The organism is Pseudomonas orientalis, assembly GCF_022807995.1.
Classification (GTDB): Bacteria; Pseudomonadota; Gammaproteobacteria; order Pseudomonadales; family Pseudomonadaceae; genus Aquipseudomonas; species Aquipseudomonas orientalis_B.
This window is the reverse complement of record NZ_CP094351.1, coordinates 2285567-2305436: the sequence shown is the minus strand read 5'-3', so window position 1 is coordinate 2305436 and position 19870 is coordinate 2285567. Positions and strand designations below refer to the sequence as shown.

21 protein-coding genes are annotated in these 19870 nt (G+C 61.6%); 7 read left to right on the top strand and 14 right to left on the bottom strand.

Annotated features, from left to right (window positions below; all coding sequences use genetic code 11):
- Positions 1–21 precede the first annotated feature (21 nt).
- The 4 genes from MRY17_RS10360 to MRY17_RS10345 form a co-directional block, all read right to left on the bottom strand.
- The gene (locus tag MRY17_RS10360; protein ID WP_191953474.1) at positions 22–489 is read right to left on the bottom strand and encodes a hypothetical protein; all 468 of its coding nucleotides are present in this window, start codon (positions 487–489) and stop codon (positions 22–24) included.
- A 117-nt stretch (positions 490–606) separates the two neighbouring features.
- Positions 607–1422, bottom strand: coding sequence for an ammonia-dependent NAD(+) synthetase (nadE, locus tag MRY17_RS10355; RefSeq protein ID WP_191953475.1), 816 nt, complete (start codon positions 1420–1422; stop codon positions 607–609).
- Between the two features lies 1 nt (position 1423).
- A complete protein-coding gene (gene pncB, locus MRY17_RS10350) occupies positions 1424–2641 on the bottom strand; it encodes a nicotinate phosphoribosyltransferase (protein WP_243353697.1) in 1218 nt (405 codons plus the stop codon).
- A gap of 11 nt (positions 2642–2652) precedes the next feature.
- A complete protein-coding gene (locus MRY17_RS10345; protein WP_191953477.1) occupies positions 2653–3300 on the bottom strand; it encodes a nicotinamidase in 648 nt (215 codons plus the stop codon).
- A 145-nt stretch (positions 3301–3445) separates the two neighbouring features.
- On the opposite strand from MRY17_RS10345, the gene MRY17_RS10340 reads away from it, so the two are divergent.
- Positions 3446–4138, top strand: a complete 693-nt coding sequence (locus MRY17_RS10340; protein WP_191953478.1) for an NUDIX hydrolase — start codon at positions 3446–3448, stop codon at positions 4136–4138.
- Between the two features lie 66 nt (positions 4139–4204).
- Here MRY17_RS10340 and MRY17_RS10335 read toward each other — a convergent pair whose 3' ends face one another.
- Complete coding sequence (locus tag MRY17_RS10335; RefSeq protein WP_181285939.1) at positions 4205–4978, bottom strand: L-iditol 2-dehydrogenase; 774 nt, start codon at positions 4976–4978, stop codon at positions 4205–4207.
- A 216-nt stretch (positions 4979–5194) separates the two neighbouring features.
- On the opposite strand from MRY17_RS10335, the gene MRY17_RS10330 reads away from it, so the two are divergent.
- The 3 genes from MRY17_RS10330 to MRY17_RS10320 all read left to right on the top strand — a co-directional run bounded on the left by MRY17_RS10330 (position 5195) and on the right by MRY17_RS10320 (position 8277).
- Entirely contained in the window at positions 5195–6112 is a 918-nt protein-coding gene (locus MRY17_RS10330; protein ID WP_243353696.1) for a helix-turn-helix domain-containing protein, read from the top strand.
- 171 nt (positions 6113–6283) lie between these two features.
- Positions 6284–7234, top strand: coding sequence for a nucleoside-specific channel-forming protein Tsx (locus MRY17_RS10325; protein ID WP_191953480.1), 951 nt, complete (start codon positions 6284–6286; stop codon positions 7232–7234).
- 14 nt (positions 7235–7248) lie between these two features.
- Positions 7249–8277: a purine-nucleoside phosphorylase gene (locus tag MRY17_RS10320; protein WP_181285936.1), complete on the top strand. Its 1029-nt coding sequence runs from the start codon at positions 7249–7251 to the stop codon at positions 8275–8277.
- Between the two features lie 110 nt (positions 8278–8387).
- Here the strand turns inward: MRY17_RS10320 and MRY17_RS10315 are convergent, their stop codons facing one another.
- From MRY17_RS10315 to MRY17_RS10305, 3 genes are all read right to left on the bottom strand, one after another.
- Positions 8388–8564 (bottom strand): metallothionein, encoded by a 177-nt coding sequence (locus tag MRY17_RS10315; RefSeq protein WP_124358135.1) that lies wholly within the window; start codon positions 8562–8564, stop codon positions 8388–8390.
- Positions 8565–8653: 89 nt separating this feature from the next.
- Positions 8654–9109 (bottom strand): DMT family transporter, encoded by a 456-nt coding sequence (locus MRY17_RS10310; protein ID WP_191953481.1) that lies wholly within the window; start codon positions 9107–9109, stop codon positions 8654–8656.
- 4 nt (positions 9110–9113) lie between these two features.
- Positions 9114–9602: a DMT family transporter gene (locus MRY17_RS10305; RefSeq protein ID WP_181285933.1), complete on the bottom strand. Its 489-nt coding sequence runs from the start codon at positions 9600–9602 to the stop codon at positions 9114–9116.
- Positions 9603–9717: 115 nt separating this feature from the next.
- Here MRY17_RS10305 and MRY17_RS10300 point away from each other — a divergent pair, with 115 nt between their 5' ends.
- A complete protein-coding gene (locus MRY17_RS10300) occupies positions 9718–10650 on the top strand; it encodes a LysR family transcriptional regulator (protein WP_191953482.1) in 933 nt (310 codons plus the stop codon).
- Between the two features lies 1 nt (position 10651).
- On the opposite strand, the gene MRY17_RS10295 is transcribed toward MRY17_RS10300, so the two are convergent.
- Together MRY17_RS10295 and MRY17_RS10290 are read right to left on the bottom strand one after the other, a co-directional pair.
- Positions 10652–11971: an Nramp family divalent metal transporter gene (locus MRY17_RS10295; protein ID WP_191953483.1), complete on the bottom strand. Its 1320-nt coding sequence runs from the start codon at positions 11969–11971 to the stop codon at positions 10652–10654.
- A gap of 38 nt (positions 11972–12009) precedes the next feature.
- Positions 12010–13566, bottom strand: a complete 1557-nt coding sequence (locus tag MRY17_RS10290) for a DUF726 domain-containing protein (protein ID WP_191953484.1) — start codon at positions 13564–13566, stop codon at positions 12010–12012.
- Positions 13567–13823: 257 nt separating this feature from the next.
- Here MRY17_RS10290 and MRY17_RS10285 point away from each other — a divergent pair, with 257 nt between their 5' ends.
- Positions 13824–15632, top strand: coding sequence for a monovalent cation:proton antiporter-2 (CPA2) family protein (locus MRY17_RS10285; protein ID WP_191953485.1), 1809 nt, complete (start codon positions 13824–13826; stop codon positions 15630–15632).
- A 72-nt stretch (positions 15633–15704) separates the two neighbouring features.
- Entirely contained in the window at positions 15705–16259 is a 555-nt protein-coding gene (locus tag MRY17_RS10280) for a hypothetical protein (RefSeq protein WP_181285928.1), read from the top strand.
- A 130-nt stretch (positions 16260–16389) separates the two neighbouring features.
- Here the strand turns inward: MRY17_RS10280 and MRY17_RS10275 are convergent, their stop codons facing one another.
- The 4 genes from MRY17_RS10275 to MRY17_RS10260 all read right to left on the bottom strand — a co-directional run bounded on the left by MRY17_RS10275 (position 16390) and on the right by MRY17_RS10260 (position 19869).
- Complete coding sequence (locus MRY17_RS10275; RefSeq protein WP_243353695.1) at positions 16390–17106, bottom strand: alpha/beta hydrolase; 717 nt, start codon at positions 17104–17106, stop codon at positions 16390–16392.
- A 10-nt stretch (positions 17107–17116) separates the two neighbouring features.
- Complete coding sequence (gene cobF, locus MRY17_RS10270; protein WP_243353694.1) at positions 17117–17872, bottom strand: precorrin-6A synthase (deacetylating); 756 nt, start codon at positions 17870–17872, stop codon at positions 17117–17119.
- Between the two features lie 45 nt (positions 17873–17917).
- Entirely contained in the window at positions 17918–18472 is a 555-nt protein-coding gene (locus MRY17_RS10265) for a histidine phosphatase family protein (RefSeq protein ID WP_191953489.1), read from the bottom strand.
- A gap of 77 nt (positions 18473–18549) precedes the next feature.
- Entirely contained in the window at positions 18550–19869 is a 1320-nt protein-coding gene (locus MRY17_RS10260) for an MFS transporter (protein ID WP_243353693.1), read from the bottom strand.
- Position 19870: the final 1 nt, after the last annotated feature.

Genomic DNA, 19870 nt, shown 5'->3' with positions numbered 1-19870 from the left:
AGTTCCAACCCACAGAGGCCATCAGGCATCCTCAAGGACTGAACGCCTGGCCGCGCAGCGCTGGACACGCAGTTCAAACAGCTTTTGGCGCATCTCGCGGTGGCGCTCGGTATTGAGCAGAAGCATTCCGCACAGCGGGCATACGACACCCAGCGAATAGACCAAGGTATGGGGGTGGTACTCAATGGTCGGTACCACCAGCATCAGACACAGCGCAAAATAGCCTGCCAGGACAACACCCGCCCAATGCCGACCGCACACCATCATGACATTGGAAAACACGGCAACAGTCGCCAATGCGACAAGACTCCACCCGGACATCTGCGCTTTGAGCGACGGGTCGAACCGGCGCAGATAGGTCGCATCATCCAATACCGTCACCAGGATGCCTGACAAAATCGCCATGGCCGTCGTGCCGAGAAGCACTGGCAGGTTGCGGCGCAACACCCTGGCAACTGAATCACTCGCTCTCAATACGCTGGAAGCCATTCCCATGATCCTGAACTCATTGATAGCCCAGAGCGTAAAGAATCCTCATCCTTCAATAATGTAGGAAAAATTCCATTTCATGGCGAGACACTTCCTGATATGGCTTGCAGCCCGCGCTTACTGCGGGGCAATCGGCAGCGCGCGTTTGTGCGCTGTCTTGCCATACGCCTCCTCGACAATCACCCTCACCCGCTCGCTCACCGGCTCGCCCATCAAGTACGCGTCGATCTCGTCGTAGGAGCAACCGTAGGCATCTTCATCGAGTTTCCCCGGCGCCAGTTCTTCAAGATCCGCGGTGGGCGGTTTTTGCGCCAGGTTCGCCGGGGCGCCGAGTGCGGTGGCGAGCAGGCGCACCTGGGTTTTGGTCAGGCCGGACAACGGCGCCAGGTCGCAGGCGCCGTCGCCGAATTTAGTGAAGAACCCCATCAGCGCTTCGGCCGCCTGGTCGGTGCCGACCACCAGGCCGTTATGCAGGTTGGCGACCGCATATTGCGCAATCATGCGCGCACGGGCCTTGACGTTGCCCTTGATGAAGTCGAGCTGCGCGGCACTGGCTTCGGCGGCGGCCAGGCTGGCCATCAGCCCGTCGACACTGGCGGCAATGTCGAGGGTGTCGATATGGTCCGGCAGGATAAAATCCAGCGAAGCCTGGGCATCGTGTTCGTCGCCCTGGGTTTTATAAGGCAGACGCATGGCGATAAAACGCGCGGCATAGTCTTCGTCGCGCAGTTGCTGCACCGCCAGCTGGCACAGGCGGCCCGCAAGCAGTGAGTCGACACCGCCGCTGATACCCAGCACCAGCGCCTTGCAGCCGGAGGCGCGCAACGTCGTCTTGATGAAATCGATGCGCCGTTGAATTTCCCGGGGCTCGCCGCCTGCGACCAGCGAGCGATCGACGTTCAGCTCACGGGCGATGCGTTCTTGAGTGTGCATGTCATACCTCCACGTTACCAACGTTGAATACCTGTGCCGCGTACTGCAAAAACGACGGGTCTTCGCAGACGTTCTTCACCGGGTCATCGGAGAATTTCACCACGGGCTCGCCGTGTACCCGCACCAGCTTCATCACGATGCTCAGTGGCTCCACGCCGTCCACATCGCAGGCAAGGCTGGTGCCCATGCCGAAGCCGAACCGGGCCTTGCCGCGGATGTGCCGCAGGATCGGCAGGCATTTTTCGAAATTCAGACCGTCGGAGAACATAAGGTCTTTGGTCATGGGGTCGATACCGAGTTCCTTATATTTGGCCAGTACCTTGTCGGCCCACACGATGGGGTCGCCGGAGTCTTGGCGCAGACCGTCGTAAAGCTTGGCAAAGTACAGGTCGAAATCCTTGAGGAAGAAATCGGTGCTGATGCAGTCGGTCAGGGCCATACCGAGACGGCCACGGTATTCACGCACCCAGTTTTCCAGTGCGGCGTTCTGGCTTTCGCGCAAGCGCCCCAGTTGCTGGTGCACCATCAACCATTGGTGAGCCATGGTGCCGATCAGCGGCAAATCGAATTCATAGGCCAGGTGCGCGTTGCTGGTACCGAGGAACTGGCCGGGGAAGTCGCGGCGCATGATGTCGACCACTTCGCGCTGGGCCTTGAATGACAGGCGCCGACGCGTGGAAAAATCGGAGACGCGCAGGTCGGCCAACTCGTCGCGGCTGAGGTTCTTCTCCAGCCAGTCGAACTTCTGGTAGAGCTTGCGGGTGACGTCCTCGAGGGTCACGTCGGGGTACTTGTCGCGGTTGCGCAATTCACTGACCAGCGCCAGTACCGGTTGCTCGAACATGATGCAGTGCAGCATCGGGCCGATCACGCGGATGTTCAGTTGCCCGTCCACTTCATGCAGGTGGATATAGCGCAGGTTGAAGCGAAACAGCCCGAGGAAGCGCTCGTAATCCGGCGTGAGGTATTCGCGAAAGCGCGGGTTGAACAGGAAGCGCAGCTCGCCTTCACGCATTTGCAGGCCGGCAAGCTTTTCCAGTTCGGTTCGCAACTGCGGGATCAGATGGCCGAGTTTTTCCCTGGAACGGACGATGAAGTTGTATTCCACATCCACATTCGGATGCTGGTGCAGCACCGCCTGCATCATGGTGAAGGTGTAGTAATCGGTGTCGAGCAAGCCCTGGATGACCGGGGACTCGTCGTCATAGGCGCTTTCCATGGTGGGTCTCCTTAACGCGTGGCCATCGCGGCCAGTTCTTCGCGGGTGCGGCTAATCGCAGCACCGGCCTTGAGCAACTCATTGACGGCCTGCACGCTGCCTTCTTCAGTGATTCCTCGGCATGCCGGCAGGTGAAGTACCACTTGCAGGCCGGCCTTGAGCAATTGCAAGGCGGTGGTCTTGACGCAATAGTCCAGGGCCAGGCCACCGACAAGCACGCGGACGATGCCCTGAGCCTTGAGGTATTCAATGACGCCGGTCGACAGCTTGTCGTGCAGGTCGTGGTAGCAGGCGCCGTAGGGGTGCAGATCAGGTTCCACGCCCTTCCAGACGAAGTAGTCGTAGTCATAGGTGCTGGGCAATTCATCCAGCAAGGTAAAGCCCTCGGTACCCGGCACGCAGTGGCTGACCCAGGTGACATCGGCGTGAGCCAGACCGGTGGGTAGCAGCATCTGGCTGCGCTGCGCGACCACCCAGGGCGCGTGCGGGGTGTGGGCGTCCTTGCTGCCGATGCGTCGCCCGGCAAGACTGGCCATGTGGTTGAGTTCAGCGCCGATCAGGTCTCCCCCGGCGACGGGCAATTCGTCGGGGCACAACGGCGTGAAACTCTTCTGGGCATCCACATCGAATGAAGCAAGGGTGGTTTTCGCAAGGGTCATGGTGATTCTCCGGTGGCCTGGAAACAAAAGTACACGTCGTGTACTTTCATGGCAACAAGTATTTTTCCGCATGCCCGCGCTCGAGTACATGACATATCTATTCGAAGCGTTAGACTGTGTGTCTACGTCGCTGGAAGGACTTCACATGCCATTGAGCCCCTATCTGCACACCGTCGACTTGTGCGTGCTGTATTACTGCCGTGCCTTCGGGGAATTGAAGCTGCTGCTCAACAAGCGCGAGGCCGAGCCCTTTGCCGGGCACTGGGCGTTGCCGGGTGTGGTGGTCAACGGCGATGTGCAGGACCTGAGTCTGCAGGATGCGGTGGAGCGGCTTCGCGCCAGTGACAAGGTTGGCCTCGAGCTGGTCTGGAGCGAACAGGTGGGCACCGTGGGCGATGCGTTTCGCGACCCGCGCTGCTGGTCCTCGTCTACTTACTACCTGGGGATCGTGGCTGATGAAGTTGCGCTGGGCAGCCATCAGGCCTGGTTTTCCCTGAATGCGGTGGCCGATGGCAGTATCAAGTTGCCGTTCGATCACAACAGCCTCGTGGCGGCCGTGCAGGAGCGATTGTTTTCCAAATCGTTGTACAGCAGCCTGCCCTTGATGTTCCTGGGGCATGAGTTCAGCGCACCGCAGGCGACCACGATTTTTTCATTGGTGCTCGCCCGGCCGGTGCTCAAGACCAGTATCCGCCAGCGTTTGTTGAAGCTGGCCGAGGCAGGTTATTTGCGTGAAACCGGGCGCAAAAAGCCGGGTGAAGGTGGCCGGCCCCAGGCGACGGTGGAAATACTGAAGCCAGGGCAGATCTACTTCTTTGATCGCAGCTTTGCCGAGTGAGCCGAACGACGAACATCAACGGTGGGACTGCTTGTCCGTCCCCGCCGTTCTGATCGGTGCAGGCCGCTAGCTCATCCAATTGCCGCCATCGACGTTGTAGGTCTGTGCGACGACGTAGTCAGCCTCTTTCGATGCCAAAAAGATTGCCATGCCCGTCAGGTCTTGCGCCGTGCCCATGCGTCCGTAAGGCACCTCGTCCCCTACCCGCTTCTTCTTTTCGCCAGGCGCCAGGCCCTCGTGCCGGGCAAACAGCGCATCCACCCCGTCCCAATGCTCACCGTCCACTACGCCCGGGGCGATGGCGTTGACGTTGATGCCCTGCCTGATCAGGTCCAGCCCCGCCGATTGCGTGAGGCTGATCACCGCCGCCTTGGTCGCGCAATACACCGCCACCAGCGCCTCGCCGCGTCGACCTGCCTGGCTGGCCATGTTGATGATCTTGCCGCCGTGGCCCTGGCCGATCATCTGCCGCGCGGCGGCCTGCAGGGTAAACAGCGTCCCGGCGACGTTGATCGAAAACAGCCGTTCATAGCTGTCGCGGGTGATGTCGACGATGGGTGCCAGATCGAACAGTGCCGCGTTATTGATCAGGATATCCAGCTTGCCGGCGCGGGCGACCACCGTGGCAATGGCCGCGTCAATGGAGGCCTGGTCGGTGACGTCCATTGTCACCGCGTAAGCCTGGGGGCCCAGTTCGACAGCGGTCTGCTCGGCGCGCTGCAGGTTGATATCGGCAATGGCGACGGTGGCGCCTTCGTCAATATAAGCCTGGGCAAACGCGCGGCCAATGCCGCGCGCCGATCCGGTGATCAGCGCACTTTTACCTTCGAGTCGTTTCATGACGATATCCTCTGCAATCCACTTCGGCTACTTAACAGAGTCGATTACAGCAGCTAAGGCCAGCTTCCAACAAACGCACCGCACACGTTCGACCGGTACTTTTTTAACCGGCCTCAAGGAGGCAAAAAAGTATCAGTGCCAAGTGGCACTGTGGGTAGCGCCGCACCTGACGAGGCGCGTATTTTGGCGGATATCCAAGCTACAAGAGGCAGCACCATGCCCATCCGCGCCACGCTGTTGGAGCAGCGCCCCGCCGAACGCGAAGTCATCCTGCCCGAGCCGCAGCACTGCTTTCGCTGGTTCGAACATGACTATCCGATTGAGCTGGCGCGCTGGAACCACCACCCCGAATTCGAAATCCACCTGATCCGCCACGGCAGCGGCAAGCTGGTGGCGGGCGACTATATCGGTGCATTCGCTGCCGGGCATGTCGCGTTGATCGGTCCCGGCCTGCCCCACGACTGGATTGGCGACCTGGCGCCCGGCGAGTACCAGCGCGGTCGTGACGTGGTGTTGCAATTCGACGGCGCCGCCCTCCTTGCCCTGCGCGAGGCCCTGCCGGAACTCGGCGACTTGCAACCGCTGTTTGAACAGGCGCGGCGCGGCCTTGAGTTTGCCGGCGAAACAGCGGCGCAGGCGGCCCGACTGATGGAAGCCACCGGCAATGCCCAGGGCCTGCAACGCCTGATCCTGTTCCTGCAACTGCTCGACACCCTGAAGAACGCCCCGCCCCGACAGCTCAAGTTGCTGGCCAGCCCGCGCTATGCGCCGACCCTGGACCCGCGCAGCGCCGAACGCATCAACAAGGCGTTCGACTACCTCATGCGCGAACTGAGCGGCGACGTGCGTCTGTCGGACATCGCCCGGCAACTGGACATGAGCGAACGGGGCTTCTCGCGTTTTTTCAAACGCAATACCGGCCATGGCTTTATCGAGCTTATGCGCAAATTCCGCGTACAACGCGCCTGCCGGCTACTGCTGCAAAGCGACAGGTCGGTAGCGGATATCTGTTTTGAAGTGGGCTACGCAAATCTGTCCAATTTCAATCGGCATTTTCGGATCGAGATGAACCAGACGCCGAGTGAATATCGGCGCGGGATCGGCGCCATTGGGTCAGCCAGCTCGAATAAATGACACCCGGTCATTTCTGATCGATAAGACGGTTATTTCAGACTTTCTCAAGCCGATTCAAGCTATTGATTAAAGTTGGTACAGCCTGTGCAAACGTTTGCGCAACGAACTTGGCCGCCAGGTTCACCTCACCCGAGGAATCGGGTTCAAACCGCGTACGAACAGGGACTTTCAATGCACCCCACCTCAACGCCCCGAGCTTGCTTTGGTGTTTCCTTGCTACTGGCCGCCGTTACGGGAGTACTCAGTGCACCCATTTTGGCGCACGACCAACCTTCGGATGACTCGGCACAGGGCGAAACCCTCAGCCCCGAGGCAAGCCCGCCGGCGAAAAAAGGCGCTTACCTGTCCGAATGGTTCAATCAGGACCTGACGTTGATTGGCAGCAAGGACATCAGCTTCGGCCCCAAGCCGCAGGATGACGTTTACCTGGAATACGAGTATTTCGGCCGCAAGGGGCCGTTCGAGCTGTACGGCTACATCGACGTGCCAAAGATCCTCGGCATCGGTAACAGTAATGACAAAGGCGTGTGGGACCATGGCTCGCCCGTGTTCATGGAACACGAGCCGCGCATCTCCATCGACTACCTGGCCGGCCGCAGCCTGGCGATCGGGCCGTTCAAGGAGTGGTATGTAGCGTTCGACTGGATCTACGACCACGGCAGCAACAAAGAGAATCGCGCCAACACCCTGTACAGCGGCCTTGGCACCGACATCGACACCCACTCGCGGGTCAATCTGTCGGCCAACTTCTACGGGCGCTACCAGTGGGAAAACTACGGCGCCAGCAATGAATACTCATGGGACGGCTACCGCGCGCAGATGAAATACATTGTGCCGATCGGCAAGTTCGACAACGGTGCCTCGCTGACCTACATCGGCTTTACCAACTACGATTTCGGCTCGGACCTGCACAAGGACAATCCCGCACGTACCGCCAACTCACTGGTGGCCACCAACGTGTTGCTGTACTCGTTCACCCACCTGCGCTTCACGCTGGTTGGCCGTTACTTTCATAACGGCGGCAACTGGGAGGATGGCAGCGAGTTGAATTTCGGCGAAGGCAACTTCCGCGCCCGCTCCGACGGCTGGGGTTACTACGCCGGCGTGGGCTACCAATTCTGATCAAGGAGCTGCAGATGAAGACTTTTACCCGCCTCTCGATGGCCGCAGGCCTGGCCCTGCTGCCCCACGTGGCGCTGGCGGACAGCGCGGCACCGATCAAACCCAAGGTGATGCTGATCACCATGTTCGCGCCTGAGGCGCAAACCTGGATCGATCGCCTGGAGCTCAAGCAGCAGGTGCGCGTACCGGGCCTGTCCGCCGAGTATCCGACGATTCGCTGCAACACTCAGGAGGTGTGCCTGCTGGTGACCGGCATGGGCCAGACCAACGCCGCCGCCTCCACCCTCGCACTGGCCTTGTCGCCCAAGTTCGACCTGCGCCAGAGTTATTTCCTGATCGCCGGGATCGCCGGTATCAGCCCCAAGCATGGCACGATCGGCACCGCCGCCTGGGCGCATTACCTGGTGGAATTCGGCACACAGTGGGAGTTGGACTCACGAGATGCGCCCAAGGATTGGCCGACGGGTTACATCGGCATCAACACCAAGGGGCCCAATGAAAAACCGCCGCTGGACTACAAGACCGAAGTGTTCGAACTCAACCCAAAGCTGCAGGCCAAGGCATTCGCCTTGTCGCACAAGGTGGAGCTGACTGAAAGCAAGGAGTCCGCCGCCTGGCGCAAGCACTACCCCGCCGCCCCGGCCAATCAGCCACCACAGGTCACACGCTGCGACACCCTGGCGGGCAACACCTGGTTCTCCGGCACCCGCTTGAGCGAACGCGCCGAGGTGTGGACCAAACTGCTCACGGACAACAAGGGCGAATACTGCACCACCCAGCAGGAAGACAACTCCACCTACGAAGCGCTGCTACGTGCCAGCCGCGAAGGGCTGGTGGATATCCAGCGCCTGGCGGTGGTGCGTGCCGGTTCGGATTTTGACCGCCCGTATCCGGGCTACAGCGAAGTGGACAATCTGCTCAAGTACGCCGATCAGGGTGGGTTTGTACCGGCGCTGGAGAACCTGTACCGCACGGGCAATCCGCTGGTACAGGCGATCCTGAACAACTGGTCAGCCTGGGAAAAAGGCGTCCCAGAAGCCTGATGCAGATCAAAAATGTGGGAGGGGGCTTGCTCCCGATTGCGGTGTTTCAGGCACAGATTCAGTGACTGACACTCCGCTATCGGAGCAAGCCCCCTCCCACATTGGATGGTTTAGTTCGCGTTGGCAGCCGACTTGGCGCATTCGCAGTCGTTTGCCGCAGCGCAGGGCTCACCGTGCAGGTGATGCTCGGCGCAGCCCTGGCAGCAGTAGCCCTTACCGTCCTTCATTACCGCGTCGACGCCCAGTACGCATTTACAGTGTGGGCAGGCACAGGTTTGATCCGGCATGGTCAGACTCCTTCTTCATGGTCGTCACGGCGCGGCGAATGCCACGCCTTAAGCAGTGACTCCAGGTGCGGCGCCAAGGTTCAGCGCCGTCAGTCAGCCTGGCGCGTATTGCTGCGATACATGAACACCAGCGCCAGGGCCAGGCACAGCATCGCCACGATCCGGCTGCCGGACAGTTCGATTGCCGGGTTGCCCAGCCAGCCGAAGTTGTCGATCAGCATGCCCATGCCCAATTGCCCCACGATTACCGCCACCGTGGCAACCGCCGTACCGACCACCGGCACCGCGCCGACCATCACGATCATGTACACCACGCCGAACAAAGCGCCGGTCAGTTGCCACTTGGGCACCTCCAACAAACTGACAACCTGGGCGGGCTCGAAGAAAAATATCAGCAGCGCGGTAGTGAGCGCCCCCACCGCAAACGTCAGCAGGCTGCTGCGCAATACCCCGACGGTCTGGCCCAGGCGGCCGTTGATGGCAGCCTGCACGCTCAAGACCGCACCTGCGGCGACCACTAAAACCAACAACAGAATCAGATTCATCGCCTTACCCTCGTGCAATCAGAACAAGTGCCGCCACAATCAACGCCAGGGCTATCCAACGCTCCACATTGACCCGCTTGCGCGCCGTGCCGAACCAGCCGAAATGGTCGATCAGCACACTCTTGCCCACCTGCCCGGACAGGATCGCAATCATCGTCATGGCCACTCCGATATGGGGCGTGGCCAGGGTCAGCACCACCACGTACATCGGCCCCAGGAAACCGCCGATCAACTGCCAGCGCGGCAGTTGCGTGAACGCGGGGCCCTTTTGCGGGCCGCTGAACAGTAACAGCAGAAACAGGATCGCCGAGCCAACGCCAAAGATGCTCAAGGTCGCCCACAAATGCCCGACCTGCACCCCCAAAGGCCCGAGCAAACCGGCCTCGACCGACAGGCCCATGCCCGCCAGGATCACCAGCGGCAGCAACAACAACCGCAGAAAATTTCGGTCCGGCCTGGCCTGCGCCGCGCCTTCGATAGAACGTGCCTGCATACATCACCCGCGCTTCAAGAAGAAAACAGGGGCGCATTATCCGGTGGCCGAGCTGTGCGATAAATGGCAGCATGCGGACAACACCTTTGCGCATAACGCACAGCCTGGAGCCACGATGCAGGGTTTGAAAGAGTTGAGTTTCAAGGCGCTGCGCCTGTTCGTCGCGGTGCTGGACCATGGCAGTTTTTCTGAAGTGGCGCGCCGCGAAGGCTTGGCGCCCTCGTCCATTTCCCGGCAGATCCAACTGATGGAGCAAGCCCTCGGTCAACAGCTGCTGTACCGCCACACCCGGGCCGTCAGCCCCACCGAAGCCGGGCGCCTGCTCGGGCGCCACGCCCGGCTGATGCTCGAACACCTGGAGACGGCGAGCCAGGCCCTGCAGGAGCAGGACAGGGAGCCCAGCGGCCTGGTGCGCATCAATGCGCCCATGGTGTTCGGCCAGCGCCACCTTTCGCCGTGGCTGGGGGAACTGTGCCGGCGCTATCCGAAGCTGCAACTGGATATCCAGCAAACCGACACCTTCGTCGACCCGCTGCAGGACGGCACCGACCTGCTGTTTCGTATTGGCGTACTCAACGATTCCAGCATGCAGGCGCGGATCTTCGCGCCGCAACGCTTTCGCCTCGCCGCCAGCCCCGCCTATCTGGCGCGGCACGGCACGCCGCGCCATCCCGACGAACTGGTCAATCACCAATGCCTGGCCTACAAGGGCATCAAAGGCCAGGAGCGCTGGTTCTTACGCCGCGACCAGGGCGACTGGAGCGCCTACAGCGTCAAAGGCCCGATCACCGGCAACCACGCCGACACGCTGACCCATGCCGCCGAACAGGGCCTGGGGCTGGTGGTGTTCCCGTCCTGGCTGATCGGCGAAAGTCTGCGCGCCGGCACTTTGCAGGCGGTGCTGACCGAATACGAGGTGGCAACCACCCTTGAGCCCCAGCAGATCGCGGCGCTGTGGCCGGGCAGCCGCAGGCTCTCGCTGAAGGTGCGCACGGTGATCGATTATTTCGTGGAGTGTTTTGGGACGGTGCCGTATTGGGATCGGTGAGTCAGAACAGCCACTGCCCGATCAACCACGCATTCGCCCCACTGATCACCGTAAATAAAAACCACGCCAGCATTCGCGTCGGCAGCCGGTTGACGAACGGGCCCATCAGTTGTTTGTCACCGGTCATGCGGATCAGCGGGTATAGCGCGAAGGGTAATTGCAGGCTCAGGACCACCTGGCTGAGGATCAGCAGCTTGCCGATGGCGTCGTCGCCCATCAGCCACACCCCGAGAAAGGCCGGGATCAGCGCCAGCCCTCGGGTGATCAGACGGCGCTGCCAGCACGGAATGCGCAGGTTCAGGTAACCCTCCATGATCACCTGCCCGGCGATGGTGCCCGTGAAGGTCGAACTCTGGCCCGAGGCCAGCAAGGCGATGCCGAACAGAATGCTGGCAAACGCGCCGCCGACCAGCGGGTCGAGCAGATGATAGGCATCCTGGATCTCCACCACATCGGTATGCCCGGTCTTGTAGAACGCGGCGGCGGCCAGTACCAGGATGGCCGCGTTGACCATCAGAGCCAGGGCCAGGGAACCAATGGTGTCGATGCGCGCCAGCTTGACCGCGTCCTGTTTGCTCGCCAGGTCCTTGCCGATCATGCGGGTCTGCACGATGGAGGTGTGCAGGTAAAGATTATGCGGCATCACGGTCGCACCGAGGATGCCGATGGCCAGGTACAGCGGCGCGGCGTCGCTGATGGCCGACAGGGAGGGGGTGAAACCGCTGAGCACGTCCGGCCAGTAGGGTTTGATCAACACCAGTTCGATAAAAAAGCACACGCCGATGGTCGCGACCAGCGCCAGCATGATTGCTTCCAACCGACGGAAACCACGGTTCTGCAAGGCCAGGATCAACAGCGTATCGAAGGCGGTGATAACAATGCCCGTGGTCAGCGACACACCGAGCAGCAGGTGAAACGCCAGGGCGCAGCCGAGCACTTCGGCAAGGTCGGTGGCGATGATGGAGACTTCCGCCAGCGCCCACTGGGTGCGCGCCGAGCGCTTGCTGTAACGCTCGCGGCACAGTTGCGCCAGATCCTTACCGGTAGCGATACCCAGCCGCGAACACAGGCACTGCACCGCCATCCCCGCCAGGCTGGCCAGCAACACCACAAATAACAGGCTGTAGCCATAGCGCGACCCGGCTTCGATGGCGGTCGCCCAGTTGCCGGGGTCCATGTAGCCGATGGAGATCAACAGGCCGGGGCCGGCGAACATCAGCACGCGCTTGAAAAACGTCGCCTTGGGGTCAACGGCAACGGAGCCGGCCACTTCCGGCGGGCAGAAGGGGGCGGTAGCAATTTTCGGCAGGCTGAATTTCACGCGGTATCCCAGGCAAACACACAAGTCAGGACGCCAGCTTAGCAGTCCGACGCGACCGTGCGCATCACCGTCTCCCGGGGCAGGTCGAACGCTTCTACTACTTGCACCACCAGGTCCAGCTCCTGATTCAGCGCCTCACGCTCCAGGCGCTGGCGAATCACGCCGACCACCAGCACCGCCAGGGTCGTGATCGAATAAGCCGGCCCGGAAAACGCCCGCACGCCGCTGACCAGCAACATCGCGGCCGCCACCGCCTGGCCCACCACCGGAATCGCCGTGGCGGCGCCGCGCCGCACAATAAAGCCGGTAAGCCCGGCCAATGCCGTGCCGCTCAAGGCGGTGGTGGCCGAACGACCAACGTTGAAACGCGTGAACACACTTTGCTCTTTTTGCATCGCGGCCTTGAGTTCGGCGTCGAACGCCTGGCGGTCGGCAGCGCTGAGTTTGTCCTGGTACTGCTCGATCAGTTTTTCCGCCACCTGCGCTTCGATATCCGCCAGGGCAACGCTGGCAACGGCCTCGTCGAACTTGATGCCCAGGCGTTGCGCCACCGCTTCGGCGATCTGGCGATAGGCTACGCCGTGACCACGGGCCAGGTTCATGAAACTGTCGCCACCCATGCGCTGCAACTCGATGGCGAGCTTGCGCGGTTCGCGCACACTGGCGTCAATTGAGGCGCTGCGCTTTTGGGCCATCAACTCGGCGAGAAACTTCAACTCATCCGGTCGCGCCTGCGCCAGGATCGGAAACAAGTCCGCGTCCTCTTCGGCAAAGCGCACTTCACTGCTGCGCAGGTCGGCGCGGATCAGGCCACGGCGCTCCTGCAGCAAGTCGGTGTACTGCACCACTGTTTTCAGCTGCGGCCAGTAGGCGGCATGGTCGAAGCTGGCCAGGTGAACATTGGTGACCTTGGCCTTCAGGGCCGGCGTCACCGCGATGGCATAGCGGCCAATGCACCGCTCGGTGTCCGGCTTCATTGCCAGCGCCCAGTCCTTGCTGGAGTGGCAATTGATCACCCGCCCCTGAAGCGGTGCAGTCACCGCTTCCCAAGGGCTCGACGTACAGATTGCCCCGCCCATCAACAACAGATTGTTCAACGGCAGTTCATGGGCGGCTTCAGGGCTGGCCAGCACACTCTTGACCAGGATCCGCGCACCCAGGGAGTGCCCGATAAGATTGATTTGCCGTACCTGCAGCGATTCGGCGTGCAGGTACCTCGCCAGCTCAGGCAGCAAGGTCCTGGCCACTTCATCGACCCGCGCCTCGACACTTTTGTAATGGTCGAGAAAGTAGGCAATCGCTTTGCCCACCCCGACCGTCGCCGCACCAAGGCCACCGCCGCCGAGCATCGAGGCGATCACCTCTTTGAAGGGTGCGAACAGGTTCTCCAGAAAGTGCCCTGCCGGCCAGAACAACATCAGGTTGGTCGAGCCTTCGATGCCCGCCAGTTGTTCCTTGAAGCCCGCCAACTGCTGCTGGCTGAAAAACGCCGAATAACCGTGAACATAGAGATTGAGCACGTCCCCCTGAGGCTCGCCGCACAGGACGAACGTGGGCTTGCGGGTGCGGTGCATTTCATCCCACTGGTGCTGCATGGGCCGGTGACTCCTGGTGGCAAGGGGCGGCCATGGTAACAAAGAGCCAATCAAGTCGAGATGAAAACGCTGGGCGTCGTCATGCGGGGACCGCTCAGCACGCGATGTTGTCAGCGCCCTGTAAAATCGGGGTTTCACCCGGTATACGTTGATCTGCGCATCAAAAATACAAGTTTCAAAATGTGAAAACACGTTCTAATAGCGCCCTCGCCCTTGAAAGCGTCAGCAGTTGATCCAAGTAAACAATGGAGTTTGCAATGCCCCATGAAGGCAACCTGTTACAAGCAGCCGTGGTGTTCCTGTTCGCCGCCGTGCTGGCCGTGCCCTTGGCCAAGCGTCTGCAACTGGGCGCGGTGCTGGGCTATCTGTTCGCCGGTGTGATCATCGGCCCCTCGGTGCTGGGCCTGATCGGCAACCCGCAAAGCGTGGCGCAGTTCTCCGAATTGGGCGTGGTGCTGTTGCTGTTCATCATTGGCCTGGAGCTCTCGCCCAAACGCTTATGGGTGATGCGCAAGGCGGTATTCGGCGTCGGCCTGGCCCAGGTGCTGCTCACCGGGCTGGTCATGGGCGTGGTGGCGCTGTGGCTGTTTGGCCAGTCATGGAATAGCGCGATAGTGCTGGGCCTGGGCCTGGCGCTGTCCTCCACCGCGTTCGGCCTGCAAAGCCTGGCCGAGCGCAAGGAACTCAACCAACCCCACGGGCGCCTGGCCTTTGCGATCCTGCTGTTCCAGGACATCGCGGCCATCCCCTTGATCGCCATGGTGCCGCTGCTGGCCGGCAGCGATCATCCGACCAGCGAAGCCCAGGGCGTGCAGCACGTCTTGCAGATCCTGGGCAGCATCGCCGTGGTGATCATCGGTGGGCGCTACCTGTTGCGCCCGGTGTTTCGCATCGTCGCCAAGACCGGCCTTCGCGAAGTGTCCACCGCCACCGCGCTGCTGGTGGTGATCGGCACCGCCTGGCTGATGGAGCTGGTGGGTGTGTCCATGGCCCTGGGCGCCTTCCTCGCCGGGCTGCTGCTGGCGGACTCCGAATACCGTCACGAACTGGAATCCCAGATCGAACCCTTCAAGGGCCTGCTGCTCGGTCTGTTCTTTATCAGCGTGGGCATGGGCGCCAACCTCAGCCTGCTGCTCAGCACGCCGCTGGTGGTGATCGGGCTGACCTTACTGCTGATCGGATTGAAACTGCCACTGCTGTACGCCGTGGGTCGTATGGCGGGTGAGCTCAATCGTGAAAGCGCCCTGCGCCTGGGTGTGGTGCTGGCGGCCGGTGGTGAATTCGCCTTCGTGGTGTTCAAGATCGGTCGCGACCAGGGCCTGTTCGAACCGCACCTGTACGACGTGCTGGTGCTGACCATCACCCTGTCCATGGCCGTGACCCCGCTGTTGCTGCTGATATGCCCGAAGCTGTTCAAGCCCAAGGTCAAGCCGGTGGACGTGCCCGAGGAGTACCGCGCCATCGAAGGCGATGCGCCGCGTGTGGTGATTGCCGGCATGGGCCGGATGGGCCAGATCGTCGCGCGCATCCTGCGCGCGCAGAATGTCTCGTTCATCGCCCTCGACACCTCGGTGGAAACCATCGAATTGACCCGCAGCTTCGGCGGTATGCCGGTGTTCTACGGCGACCCGCAACGCCCGGAAATCCTGCATGCGGCCAAGGTCGACCAGGCGGAGTTCTTCGTGATCGCCATGGATGATCCCGAGATCAACATCAAGACCGCCGAACTGGTGCGTAACCTCTACCCGCACATGAAGATCATCGCCCGCGCGCGTAACCGCCAGCACGTACACCGCCTGGTGGACCTGGACGCCTCACCGGTGCGTGAAACCTTCTATTCCAGCCTGGAGATGAGCCGCCGCACCCTGGTCGGCCTCGGTTTAAGCCAGGCCCAGGCCGATGCGCGCATCGACCGCTTCAGGGCCCATGACCAGCAGGTCCTCGCTGCCCAGCATGCGGTGTACGACGATGCGGCCAAAGTCATGCAGACCGCACAGGAAGCCCGTGCGGAACTGGCGCGCCTGTTTGAGATGGATCGGCTGCAAGAAGAGTCCGACAAGGTGTGAGGCTGCAGGTGAACGATCTTGCGAATTTTCTGACAGAATAACCCGCAATTTCGTTCATCTCTGGAGCGCTTCATGGCCACGTTCACCAAGACTGCACTGCTGCTGGCCCTCGCGCTTACCGCCGGCAGCGCATGGGCTGCCTCCAAGGCGACCACGCAAACCATCTCCACCCTGGGCGGCAAGTTCACCTTCAACCTGCCCAAGGGCTACACCGCCGACACCCTGCCCTCCGGTAAAGCCGACGACGGCACCGCCGACACCCAGGGCACCCTGTACGCCAACGCCACCACCAAAAGCGTGGTGATTGTCGCTGAGACCGTACGTAACGATGGGGTAGCCATCAAGGACAACGACCCGCAGTTCCTCGATGGCGCCGTAGCCGACTTCGTCAAGAACCAGAGCGCCGCCCTGCCCGACTTCAAGAAGCAAAACGAGAAGAAACTCACCTACAAGGGCCTCGGTCTGCGCCAGGTCGACAGCACCGCCACCCAGGGCGGTGGCAAGACCTTGAATTCCACCTTTCTCGGCGGGTCCGGCAATCAGTTACTGGTGATCCAGGCGATTTCGCGAGCGGATGATGTAAAGGGGCATGCTGCGCTGGTCAAGCAGATTACCGGCGGCAAGTAAGCCAATCTCCCAAGCGACACACAACCAATGTGGGAGGGGGCTTGCCCCCGATAGCGGTGTGTCAGTCTCAACATCTTTGACTGAAGGATCGCTATCGGGGGCAAGCCCCCTCCCACATTTTTAACCGTGTTTATCGCAGGCTCTTCTCCAGCCAAGCCTTCAGGTCCTGCACTTCCGCTTCGCTGATCGTATGATTCATTCCCGCATACCCATGAAATTCCGGCTTCAACCCAATTCCCGCCAGCACCTCATTCGCCCGCGTTCCCAAGGCATAAGGCAGCGCCTGGTCCAACGTGCCATGGCCGATAAAGATCGCCAGCTTGCCCAACGCGTCATTCGGCTTGAGCTCAGCCTTGAGCACCGGCAACACACTGCCGCTGAGAGCCGCTATGCCACGCAGCAGCTCGGGCCTGCGCAAGCCCACCTCATAGGACATGATCGCGCCCTGGCTGAACCCCACCAGAAACACCCGATCACTTTGGGTGTGGTATTTGGCGGTAGCCTTGACCACAAAGTCCTTGATCAGCCGGGCGCTGCTGGATAGTTCATCGGTCTTGCCGTTGTACTCAGGCTCATCGGTCTTGGTAAACCAACGATAACCGCGCGGCTCCACCGGCAGCGGCGCACGCACCGACAGGTAGGTCCAGGTGGACGGCAAGGCGTCCTTGATGCCAAACAAATCTTCCTCGTTGCTACCAAAACCATGCAGGAAAATCACCAACGGCTGGTTGCGCGCATCGCCCTGGGTCTGTTCCAGGTAGGACAACGGCAAGTCGGTGTGCAAGCCGTTATCGGCATGAGCGGCGCCGGCCACCAGGGCCAACGCGAGGGCAAGCTGTTTGAGCATTGGGTTTACCTCAGGGTTTGCGCAACAAATAGGTGTCCATGATCCAGCCGTTCTCCAGGCGCGCCGCCTTGCGTACCCGTTCGATTTCTTCTGCCACATGCGCCACTTTACCGCTGATCAGGATTTCGTCCGGCGTGCCCAGGTAGGCGCCCCAATAGATATCCAGGTCCTGATCCGTCACGCTACGGTAGGAATCTTCGGCATCGAGCATCACCACCAGCGTGTCGGCATCACTCGCCTGCCCCGCCGCCAGGCGCCGCCCGGTGGTAATTTCAATGGACTTGCCGATCCGGTTCAACGGCACTTTATGCCGGGCCGCCAGCGCCTGCACGCTGGTGATGCCGGGGATCACCTCGAACTCGAACTCACAGCGGCCCTCGGCCAGGATCGCCTGCAGGATGCGAATGGTGCTGTCGTACAATGCCGGGTCACCCCAGGCCAGAAAAGCACCCACTTCGCCGTCGGCCATTTCCTCGTTGATCATGCGTTCGAAGGTCTGCTGCTTGTCGCGGTTAAGGTCCCGCACGGCGGTGGTGTAATCGATGTCACCGCGCACGCGCTCGGGGCATTCAGCCTCGACGAAACGATAGCCGGGCTCGGTGATGTAGGTCTCGCAGATTTCACGCCGCAGGTCGATCAGCTTGTCCTTGCTCTGGCCCTTGTCCATCAGGAAGAACACGTCGGTGCGGTTCAGCGCCTTCACGGCCTGCATCGTGATGTAGTCGGGGTTGCCGGCGCCGATGCCGATAATCAGGATGCGTTTCATGGGTTGCTCTCATTGCGGGGCGTGAATTTTGCCATGATCCGGGCGTCAGGCGTGAGTTTCCAGACGCAGGCGCCAGACCGCGTTGAAGCGCAGCTCGGTGTGGGACAGAGGTTCAACGTCGATCCGGTAGAACATCGAGGCCGGGCACTGCATGACGTACAGCAGCGCGGCGCGAATAACGAAGGGGTGGGTCACCGCAAGCACATGGCCGGGCTGACTTTCCTGGGACTTGATCCAGTCCCCGACCCGCGTGAACAACTGCCCCACCGTCTCGCCGCCATGGGGTGCGGCAGCGCTGTCGGTGAGCCAGGCGTTCATCTCATCACTGTCGAGATCGCACAGAGCCTGGCCTTTCCAGCGCCCCAGGTCCAGGTCGCGCAACGCCGGTTCGATGCTGGGCTGCGCACCGAACAAGCTCGCCGTCTGCCGGGTTCGCGCCTCCGGCCCGCACACCAGGCGCGCAGCCTTGGGATAACGACCGGCCAAGGATGACTCCGCGCCTTGCCAGTCCATGAGCAGCGACTCGTCATCGGCAAAGCGTGCCTGCTTCTGCGCCGTCGTGGCCGCATGGCAGATCAGGGTCAATCGGGTAGCCTGCACGCCATTCGCTCCGCCGGGATCAGGCTGCCAAGCCTGGCGCAGTTAACGCGTCGATGCAACGCCCGACTGGCGCGCCATCAGGCCAACGCCGCCCCCGCAGGCGCTGCCACGGGACGGGTGGTGGCCACGAAGTCCTCCTTGCGCAGCAGCACCAACGCGATCAGCGACACCACCCCGGTCGCCACATAGAAGTACCAGGGCGAGGTGATGTCCCCGGTCACCTTGATCAGCCAGGTGGAGATCAGCGGCGCGCTGCCGCCGAACACCGCGACCGGTACGTTGTAGGCCACGGCGATCCCGGTGGAGCGGATGCGTGTGGGCAGCAGCTCGCTCATCAGCGCATAAGTGGACGAAGCGTACAGGCCGAACAGAATCGCCACCGCCATCAGGGGCGCGAAGAACGTCGTCGGGGTGGCGGTCGGTGCCATCTTGAACAGCCAGAACATCGCCAGGGTCGCCAGCGTGCCGACCACCATCAGGAACGGCTTGCGCCCGTACCTATCGGTAAAGGCACCGCCGAACGGCATGACGAAGGCGGCCGAGAAGCTGGCGACGAACACGTAGAGCAAGGTGGTACCGCTGTCGAACTTGAGGATCTTGGCCATGTAGGTCGAAGCGAAAGTCAGCACCAGGTAAAAGATCGAGCTGTGCAAGGTGATGATGAAGAACACCAGGGCAATCGCGCGCTTCCACTGCCAGACTTCGCGCAGGGGCGCGCGCGAGGTTTGCCCGGCGCGTTGCAGGGCCAGGAACTCGGGACTGTCTTCGAGCTTGAGGCGGATGTACATGGAAATGAAGCCCAGGGGCGCGGCGATCAGGAACGGCACGCGCCAGGCCAACTCCTGCATCATGTCGGCGCCCAGCACCCAGGTCATGCCGTTGGCCACGGCGCCGCCCAGCAGCAGGCCAAGCACGGCGGTGACCATCAACCAGCAGGTGGCAAAGCCGCGTCGGCCGGGGCCGGCGTATTCGGAAATAAAGCTGGTGACCGTACCGATTTCACCGCCCGCCGAGAAACCCTGCACGCAGCGCACCAGGATCAACAGGATCGGGGCGGCGATGCCCAGGGTCGCGTACGTCGGCAGCAAGCCGAGCATCACCGTGGAGCCGGTCATCATCACCAGCGCCATGATCAGGGTTTTACGCCGGCCGATCTTGTCCGCCAGCGGGCCGAAGAACAGCCCGCCCAGGGGCCGGATGAAGAAGCTCAGGGCGAACGCGGCAAAACTGGCCAGCAGGCTGGTGGTAGGGTCGTCGGAGACGAAGAACGCCTGGCCGATATAGACGGCAAGAAAGCCGTAGACGCCATAGTCGTACCACTCGATCAAGTGGCCGGAGGTGGCACCGAGAAACGCGCGGCGGCGTTTGCGGACAGTATCTTGCGCGTGATTGCCCATC

What these genes read in the sequence shown, in the direction of transcription:
- MRY17_RS10360 (WP_191953474.1), bottom strand. Translation starts at nt 489, where the DNA reads ATGGCTTCCAGCGTATTGAGAGCGAGTGATTCAGTTGCCAGGGTGTTG.
- nadE (WP_191953475.1), bottom strand. Translation starts at nt 1,422, where the DNA reads ATGCACACTCAAGAACGCATCGCCCGTGAGCTGAACGTCGATCGCTCG.
- pncB (WP_243353697.1), bottom strand. Translation starts at nt 2,641, where the DNA reads ATGGAAAGCGCCTATGACGACGAGTCCCCGGTCATCCAGGGCTTGCTC.
- MRY17_RS10345 (WP_191953477.1), bottom strand. Translation starts at nt 3,300, where the DNA reads ATGACCCTTGCGAAAACCACCCTTGCTTCATTCGATGTGGATGCCCAG.
- MRY17_RS10340 (WP_191953478.1), top strand. Translation starts at nt 3,446, where the DNA reads ATGCCATTGAGCCCCTATCTGCACACCGTCGACTTGTGCGTGCTGTAT.
- MRY17_RS10335 (WP_181285939.1), bottom strand. Translation starts at nt 4,978, where the DNA reads ATGAAACGACTCGAAGGTAAAAGTGCGCTGATCACCGGATCGGCGCGC.
- MRY17_RS10330 (WP_243353696.1), top strand. Translation starts at nt 5,195, where the DNA reads ATGCCCATCCGCGCCACGCTGTTGGAGCAGCGCCCCGCCGAACGCGAA.
- MRY17_RS10325 (WP_191953480.1), top strand. Translation starts at nt 6,284, where the DNA reads ATGCACCCCACCTCAACGCCCCGAGCTTGCTTTGGTGTTTCCTTGCTA.
- MRY17_RS10320 (WP_181285936.1), top strand. Translation starts at nt 7,249, where the DNA reads ATGAAGACTTTTACCCGCCTCTCGATGGCCGCAGGCCTGGCCCTGCTG.
- MRY17_RS10315 (WP_124358135.1), bottom strand. Translation starts at nt 8,564, where the DNA reads ATGCCGGATCAAACCTGTGCCTGCCCACACTGTAAATGCGTACTGGGC.
- MRY17_RS10310 (WP_191953481.1), bottom strand. Translation starts at nt 9,109, where the DNA reads ATGAATCTGATTCTGTTGTTGGTTTTAGTGGTCGCCGCAGGTGCGGTC.
- MRY17_RS10305 (WP_181285933.1), bottom strand. Translation starts at nt 9,602, where the DNA reads ATGCAGGCACGTTCTATCGAAGGCGCGGCGCAGGCCAGGCCGGACCGA.
- MRY17_RS10300 (WP_191953482.1), top strand. Translation starts at nt 9,718, where the DNA reads ATGCAGGGTTTGAAAGAGTTGAGTTTCAAGGCGCTGCGCCTGTTCGTC.
- MRY17_RS10290 (WP_191953484.1), bottom strand. Translation starts at nt 13,566, where the DNA reads ATGCAGCACCAGTGGGATGAAATGCACCGCACCCGCAAGCCCACGTTC.
- MRY17_RS10285 (WP_191953485.1), top strand. Translation starts at nt 13,824, where the DNA reads ATGCCCCATGAAGGCAACCTGTTACAAGCAGCCGTGGTGTTCCTGTTC.
- MRY17_RS10280 (WP_181285928.1), top strand. Translation starts at nt 15,705, where the DNA reads ATGGCCACGTTCACCAAGACTGCACTGCTGCTGGCCCTCGCGCTTACC.
- MRY17_RS10275 (WP_243353695.1), bottom strand. Translation starts at nt 17,106, where the DNA reads ATGCTCAAACAGCTTGCCCTCGCGTTGGCCCTGGTGGCCGGCGCCGCT.
- cobF (WP_243353694.1), bottom strand. Translation starts at nt 17,872, where the DNA reads ATGAAACGCATCCTGATTATCGGCATCGGCGCCGGCAACCCCGACTAC.
- MRY17_RS10260 (WP_243353693.1), bottom strand. Translation starts at nt 19,869, where the DNA reads ATGGGCAATCACGCGCAAGATACTGTCCGCAAACGCCGCCGCGCGTTT.